The 7,231-nt window shown below is 70.2% G+C and carries 2 protein-coding genes; both read right to left on the bottom strand.

The genetic code is table 11. The features are described from left to right. The coding region (locus tag AC31A1_RS42890; protein WP_489658500.1) for an amino acid adenylation domain-containing protein at nt 1–4,955 on the bottom strand (4,955 nt) is incomplete at its 3' end. Further along, nucleotides 4,943–7,231 (bottom strand): amino acid adenylation domain-containing protein (locus tag AC31A1_RS42885; RefSeq protein ID WP_489658499.1); only part of this gene is annotated, 2,289 nt, incomplete at its 5' end. The genes AC31A1_RS42890 and AC31A1_RS42885, both read right to left, overlap by 13 nt.

The raw sequence follows: 7,231 nt of genomic DNA, 5'->3' as shown, positions 1-7,231 counted from the left end.
GCGAGGCCGTTCAGCAGCCCGAGCCAGGCCCGGCCCAGTTCCTCTACGTCGGTTTCGTCCAGCAACGCGTCGGGCCAGCTCAAGGTGAGCGTCAACTCGGGACCGCTCGCGGTGTCCGCGACCACGGCACCCGCATCGAGCGCGTGCAGCACCGGCATGCCCGGATCGGCAGCGCCTCCGACGGCCGTGTCTCCGACCGTCTGCCAGGGCACGATCACGTCCGACCCGGCACCGGCGGCCGCGAACCGGCCCAGGTAGTTGAAGCCGATCTGCGGCGCCGGCAGACCCGCCAACGCCGGCGCCGTCTCCGGATTCAGATGACGCAACAGGCCATGGCCGAGACCGTCCCCAGGCACCGCCCGCACCTGCTCCTTCACCCGCTTGAGCAGGTCACCGGCCGCCGCACCACCGGCCGTAGCCTCCGCGAGATCCACGCCGAAGGCATCAAGGCGGACCGGGTAGGCGGCGGTGAACCAGCCCACCGTCCGCGACAGGTCCATGCCCGCCGACAACGGCTCACGCCCGTGCCCCTCGACCTCCACCAGGAACCCGCCCGGCACAGTCGACCGCGTACGCCGGCTCGCCACCGCACCGGCCAACGTCGCCAGCAACACCTCGTGCAACCCGCAGTGGAAAACCCCTGGCACGTCACCCACGAGCACCGCAGCCTCACCCACCGGCACGGACCAAGTACGGTGGCGCAGCGTCGCGACCGTGTCGGCCGCCGGGTCCAGCGCACGGTGACCCACCAGCGGTTCCCCGTCACCGGCCGTCCCGGCGACCATGTCGACCCAAGCGTCCAACTCGCCCATCCGCGCCCGACTCTGGGCGGCCCGCCGCAGTCCCTCCGCCCAGGCGCGAAAGGAAGTCGGCGCCGGTGCGAGGTCCGGCCGCCGGCCTACGGCCGCCGCCTCGCACGCGTTCTGCAGATCAGGGACCAGGACGCGCCACGACACCCCGTCGACCGCCAGGTGATGAGCGGCCAGCGCAATCCGACCGACCCGCTCCGGCCCGGCATCCACCCACACCACCTGCACCATCACCCCGGCCGCAGGATCCAACCGCCCCACCGCCTGCCGAGCGGCATCCACAGCGAGCCCGTCCAACTCACCCTCAGCGAGGCCTACTGCATCCACCCGGGCCACTAGCCCGGACACGTCTATCTCACCCGCCTCCGGAACCATCAACACCTGGTCATCCCCGGCCCGGGCCCGGAGCATCCCGTGCGTCCGCAGCAGCGCATCCACGCCTGACGTCAGTACGTCCACGCCGAGCCCGGCCGGCGCACCGATCACCGTCCACTGGGCGAAGCCGGGCCGCAGCGCGTCCGTGCCCATCGACCTCATCAGCGGCGTCCACGGCATCTCGCCGACACCCGAGTCCTCAGCCCCGGCAGAGGCATCCTCGGTCCCAGCCGCCACCAGCGCCAGCCGCTCAGGAGTCTTCTCCTCGAAGATCTGGCGAGGCGTCACCACCCAACCGGAACGACGCGCCCGGGACGCGAGCTGCATCGACATGATCGAATCGCCGCCCAGCTCGAAGAAGCTGTCCCCGACCCCGATCGCGCCCTCCTCAAGGCCCAACACCTCCGTGAACAGCGCGCACAACGCTTCCTCGGCCGCCGTACCCGGCTGCCGCCCCGACGCCGAACCCCCGAACTCCGGGGCAGGCAGGGCAGCCCGGTTCACCTTGCCGTTCACCGTCAGCGGGAACGCGTCGAGCACCACCACCGCCGCCGGGACCATGTACTCCGGCAAGCGTGCAGCGACGAACTCCCGTAGTTCGCTTGCCTCCACTCCGCCCACGACATGGGCGACGAGCCTGCCGTCCCGTACCGTCACGACGGCCTGCGCGACCTCCGGGTGGTCGTCGAGGACGGCTTCCACCTCGCCCAGTTCGATGCGGAAGCCGCGGATCTTCACCTGCTCGTCCGCCCGCCCCACGAACGTCAGTTGACCTTCGGGAAGCCAGCGCACCAGGTCGCCGGTACGGTACATGCGCACCCCGGCGTCGAACGGATCGGCCGCGAACCGCTCCGCCGTCAGGTCCGGGCGCCCGGAGTAGCCGCGCGCCAGACCGGGCCCGGACACGTACAGCTCACCCGCCACGCCGACCGGCACCGGCTGGAGGAACTGGTCCAGGACATAGGCCCGCATGTTCGCCGTCGGCCGCCCGATCGGCACACCGTCGGTGTCGCCCGCGCCCGTCCTGGACCCGTCTCCGGGGGCGAGGGGCAGGCTCATCGCCGCGCACACCGTCACCTCGGTCGGACCGTACGCATTGACCATCCGCCGACCGACCGACCATCGGTCCACCAATCCCGGCGGGCACGCCTCACCCGCCACCACCAACGTCTCCAACGCCTCCGGCAGCACCTCCTCCACCGCCAACACCCCCGGCGGAACCGTCACATGCGTCGCCCGCGCACGGCTGACGGCCTCGCCCAACGACACCCTCGGCGGCAACCCCTCAGCCCCCGCCACCACCAGCACCGCACCCGACACCAACGCCATGCACAGCTCCGACACCGCCGCATCAAAACTCAACGACGCGAACTGCAACACCCGCGCCCGCTCATGCACCCCGAACCGATCAACCTGCGCCCACGCCAGATTCGCCAACCCTGCATGCGAGACAACAACCCCCTTCGGCCGACCCGTCGAACCCGACGTGTGAATCACATACGCCGCATTCGCCACCCCCAACGGCACGATGCGCTCCGCATCCACCACCCGACCCGGCGCACAGCCGGCCACGACAGCGGCAACCTCCGGATCGTCCAAGGCAATCGCCCCGCCCCGGTTCGCCTCGGGCAACACCGCACGGCCCGCCTGCGTGCACAGCACCACGACCGGATCCGCGTCCTCCAACACCAAGGCCAGACGCTCGGCGGGATGCCCCGGATCCAACGGGACGAACGCGCCGCCGGCCATCGAGACCGCCAGCAACGCCACCACCGTGCCCACCGACCGCTCGGCCACCACAGCGACCCGCCGCTCCGGACCCACCCCGGCGGCGATCAGATACCGCGCCAGCCGACCCGCCTCAGCCTCCAACTCCGCATAACTCAGGGCGCGTTCACCCGACTCAAGAGCCGACGCATCCGGCGTCCGCCGCACCTGCCCGGCAAGCAGATCCGGCAAGGTCCCGGACGGCACCTCAGCAGAGATGTCCTGCCAATCGCGCGTCAGACGCTCCAACCGCGCCCCGTCCAACAACCCGACACGCCCCAGGGGCATCTCCGGGTCCTCCGCGAACTGCTCCAACACCCGCACCAGCGCCGCCAACACCTCATCCGCACGGGCCCGGTCGAACAGGTCCGGCCGGTGATCCAGCTGCAACTCCATCCGCTCACCCGGCGCGACAATCAACCCCAGCGGATAATGACTGGCATCCCGCGTCCGGCCACCCGGCCGAATGGCAAGAGCGTCGGGGTCATCCGGCATCGCCTCGGCGGACTGCGGATAGTTCTCGTAGACCACGAGCGTGTCGAACTCCGCGCCCGGCCCGGTGACCTGCTTGATCTCAGCCAGCCCGAGATGCTGGTGACCCATCACGCCGAGCTGGCGGCGCTGCAGTCGGTCCAGCATTTCGAGTACGGATTCCCTGCCATCCGTCTGCACCCGCACCGGCAGGGTGTTGATGAACAACCCGATCAACGACTCCGCACCCGGCAGATCCGCCGGCCTCCCCGCAACCGTCGTCCCGAACACCACATCCCGCCGCCCGGACAGACGAGCCAGCACCAGAGCCCACGCGCCCTGCACCACTGTCGCCATGGTGAACCCGCGCTCCCGCGTCAGCTCTTCCAGCGCCCGTGTCAGCTCGGCGCCGCACTCGACACGCACCGCTTCCGGCCGCATCGGCAACCGCGCCGCATCCACCGGAGCAACCAGCGTCGGCTCCTCCGCCCCCGCCAACTCCTCCCGCCACGCAACCCGCGCAGCCTCCCGATCCTGACGACCAAGCCACGACAGGTAATCCCGGTACGACCGCACCGCAGGCAACGCCTGGGCGCCGCCACCCGCCCGGTACACCGTCTGCAGCTCTTTCAGCAGGATCGGCAACGACCAGCCGTCAAGCACGATGTGATGGGTCGTCAGCACCAGACGGTGGCGCCGTTCGCCTAGGCGAAGCAGCAGCAACCGCAGCAGCGGAGCTCGCCCGAGTTCAAAACCGGCCGACAGCTCCTCCCCGGACAACCGGGCCGCCTCAGCCTCCGCATCAGCCTCCGTCAGACCACTCAAGTCGACCTCCCGCCACGGGAGTTCCACCTCCCGCGGGACGACCTGCACCGCCTCACCCGACGCCAGCCGATGGAACCCCGCACGCAAAATCGCATGCCGCCCCACCACCACATCCCACGACGCCCGCAACCGACCAACGTCCAAAAGCCCGTCCAGAGCGAGCGCACGCTGACCGGCGTACACATCCGCCCCGGCCTCGTCATCGAACGACGAGTGGAAGAGCAGACCCTCCTGGAGCGGCGACAGCGGCCACACGTCCTCCAGACCGGACACCGCCGACTCCAGCTCCTCCACACCCTCCTGGGACAGGGAAACCAGCGGGAAGTCAGAGGGGGAATGGCCGCCGGCCCCGTCGCGGACCTGAGCCACCAGTCCTGACAGTGCCTCCACCCACGCCTCCAGCAGCGCGCGTGCCCGGTCGGCCTCCATCAACCGTTCCGGCCAGGCCAGCACAAGTTCCAGCACTGGGCCATCTGCCAACTCGTTTACCGATCCCAGCAACTCCACCGCGTGCATCACCGGAGCATCGGGCGCACCTCCCACCCGAACGCCCTCGCCCGTCCCTATGCGCCCGAGGTAGTTGAAGCCGACCTGCGCCGACGGCAGCCCCGCCAACTCGTCAGCGGTATCCGGATTGACGTATCGCAGCAGCCCGTAGCCGAGCCCGTCTCCGGGCACCGCCCGCATCTGTTCCTTCACCCCGAGCACCGACACACCACCATCGGCGCCGCACTCGCGCTCAGCCGTACGGGATGCGATGACGTGAACCAGCCCACCGTCTGCGACAGATCGATGCCCTCTGGCAATGGCTCACGGCCATGCTCCTCGACATCCACCAAGAGCCCGCCGTCCACACCGGCCCACTCGCTGACCGCCCCGGCCAGCCCAGCCAGCAACACCTCGTCCACCCCGGCATGGAACGCCGACGGCACCGCCGCCAACAGCGCCGCCGTCACCTCCACCGGAACGGAGACCGCCACCTCCCGAACCGTCGCACCCACATCCACCAGCGGATCCAGCGGAACATCCGTCAGCAACGCCTGCGGACCTTCCACCACCGCCCGCCACGCCGGCAACTCGGCCACCCGCTCGGGCCGAACCGCCTCCGCCGCCAACTCCCGTGCCCACGCCCGGAACGACACCGGAGCTGGTTCCAACTCCACAGGCCGTCCCTCAACCAACTCCTTGCACGCCTGCTCCAGATCGGGCAGCAGGATCTGCCACGAGACCGTGTCGACGACAAGGTGGTTGGCCACCACGACCAGTCGGCCCGACACATCCGGCCCCGCGTCCAGCCACACCACCTGCACCATCACCCCGGCCGCAGGATCCAACCGCCCTACCGCCGCCTCGACTTGCTCCTCCACCACCGCGGCCGGATCAACCCCGACCACATCCACCCGAGCCACCAGCTCGTCAACCGGCACCACGAGGCTTTCCGACACCATCAACACCCCGGACTCCGCCAACAACCGTGCCCGCAGCACCTCATGACGGTCCATCACTGCCCGTACGGCATCGACGAGCGCCTCGCGATCCAGCCCCGGGGGCACCGTCAGCACACCCGGCTGGACGATCCGGCCGACCCGCTCCGGGCCGACCCGGTCCAGCAGTTCCCGCATCACCGGGGTCAGCGGCACCTCGCCGACGCCGGTGTCCGAGCGCCGTGCGCTCCCCGTGCCGGACGAGGCCACGGCCACCTGTGCCAGCCGCTCGGGCGTCTTCTCCTCGAAGATCTGGCGGGGCGACACGGTCCAGCCTGCGGAACGGGCCCGGGACGCGAGTTGCATCGACATGATCGAGTCGCCGCCCAGCGTGAAGAAGCTGTCCCGGACCCCGGCCTCCTCCAGCCCCAACACCTCGGCGAACAGGGCGCAGAACGCCTCCTCGGCCTCGGTCGACGGGGCACGTGTATCGGCGGACGCGAGGTCGGGGGCAGGCAGCGCGGACCGGTCGATCTTCCCGTTGACGGTCAACGGGAACGCGTCGAGTACGACGACCGCCGACGGGACCATGTACTCCGGCAGACGAGTAGCGGCCAACTCCCGCAGCGCCTCGGCCTCCACGTCACCGAGGACGTATCCGACCAGCCGACCGTCACGGGCCACCACGGCGGCCCGCTCGACCAGCGGATGACCCGCGAGGACGGTCTCGACCTCGCCGAGCTCCACGCGGAACCCGCGGATCTTCACCTGCGCGTCCGCACGCCCCACGAACTCCAACTGCCCGTCGGCGGTCCAGCGAGCCAGGTCCCCCGTCCGATACATCCGCCCGCCGTCATCGAAGGGGCAGGCCACGAACCGCTCGGCCGTCAGGTCGGGGCGATTGATGTAACCGCGAGCCAGGCCGGATCCGGCAACGTAGAGGTCACCCGTTACGCCGTCGGGGACGGGGCGGAGGAATGCGTCCAGGACGTAGGTACGGACGTTGGGCAGCGGACGGCCGATCGCCGGCGGGGCATCCTCGCCGGTAATTCCCTCCTCCAATAGGACGGCGGTAGTGATGACAGTGGCCTCGGTGGGCCCGTACGTGTTCCAAACACGGGCGCCCGCACGCCACTTCGCCGCGAGACCGGCCTCAAGCCGCTCCGCGCCCAAGACCCAATTCCCCACCCCTGGAACCGAATCCGGCTCCAGCACACCCAGCAGCGAGGGCACCACACTCGCCACCTCAACTCCGGCAGCCTCGACCATGGCCGCCAAAGCAGCTCCGTCCTGCCGCTCCTCCGCCGAGGCGATCGCCAGCGTGCCCCCGGCGGCCAGCGTGACCGCCACGTCCAGCACCGCCGCATCGAAGCTGAACGACGCGAACTGCAACGCCGTAGCACCAGGCTCCACACCGAGCACCGGTCGCATGGCCGACGCCAGATTCGCTACGGAGGCGTGCGCCACGGCCACACCCTTCGGGCGCCCCGTCGACCCCGACGTATAGATGACGTACGCCAGTTGGCCCGGATCCACGACACTGTCCGGCCCCTCGCCGAA

It is taken from the genome of Streptomyces sp. P5F9, from assembly GCF_057961495.1.
Note: the sequence above shows the minus strand (reverse complement) of the source record. Positions and strands in the feature narration are given on the sequence as shown.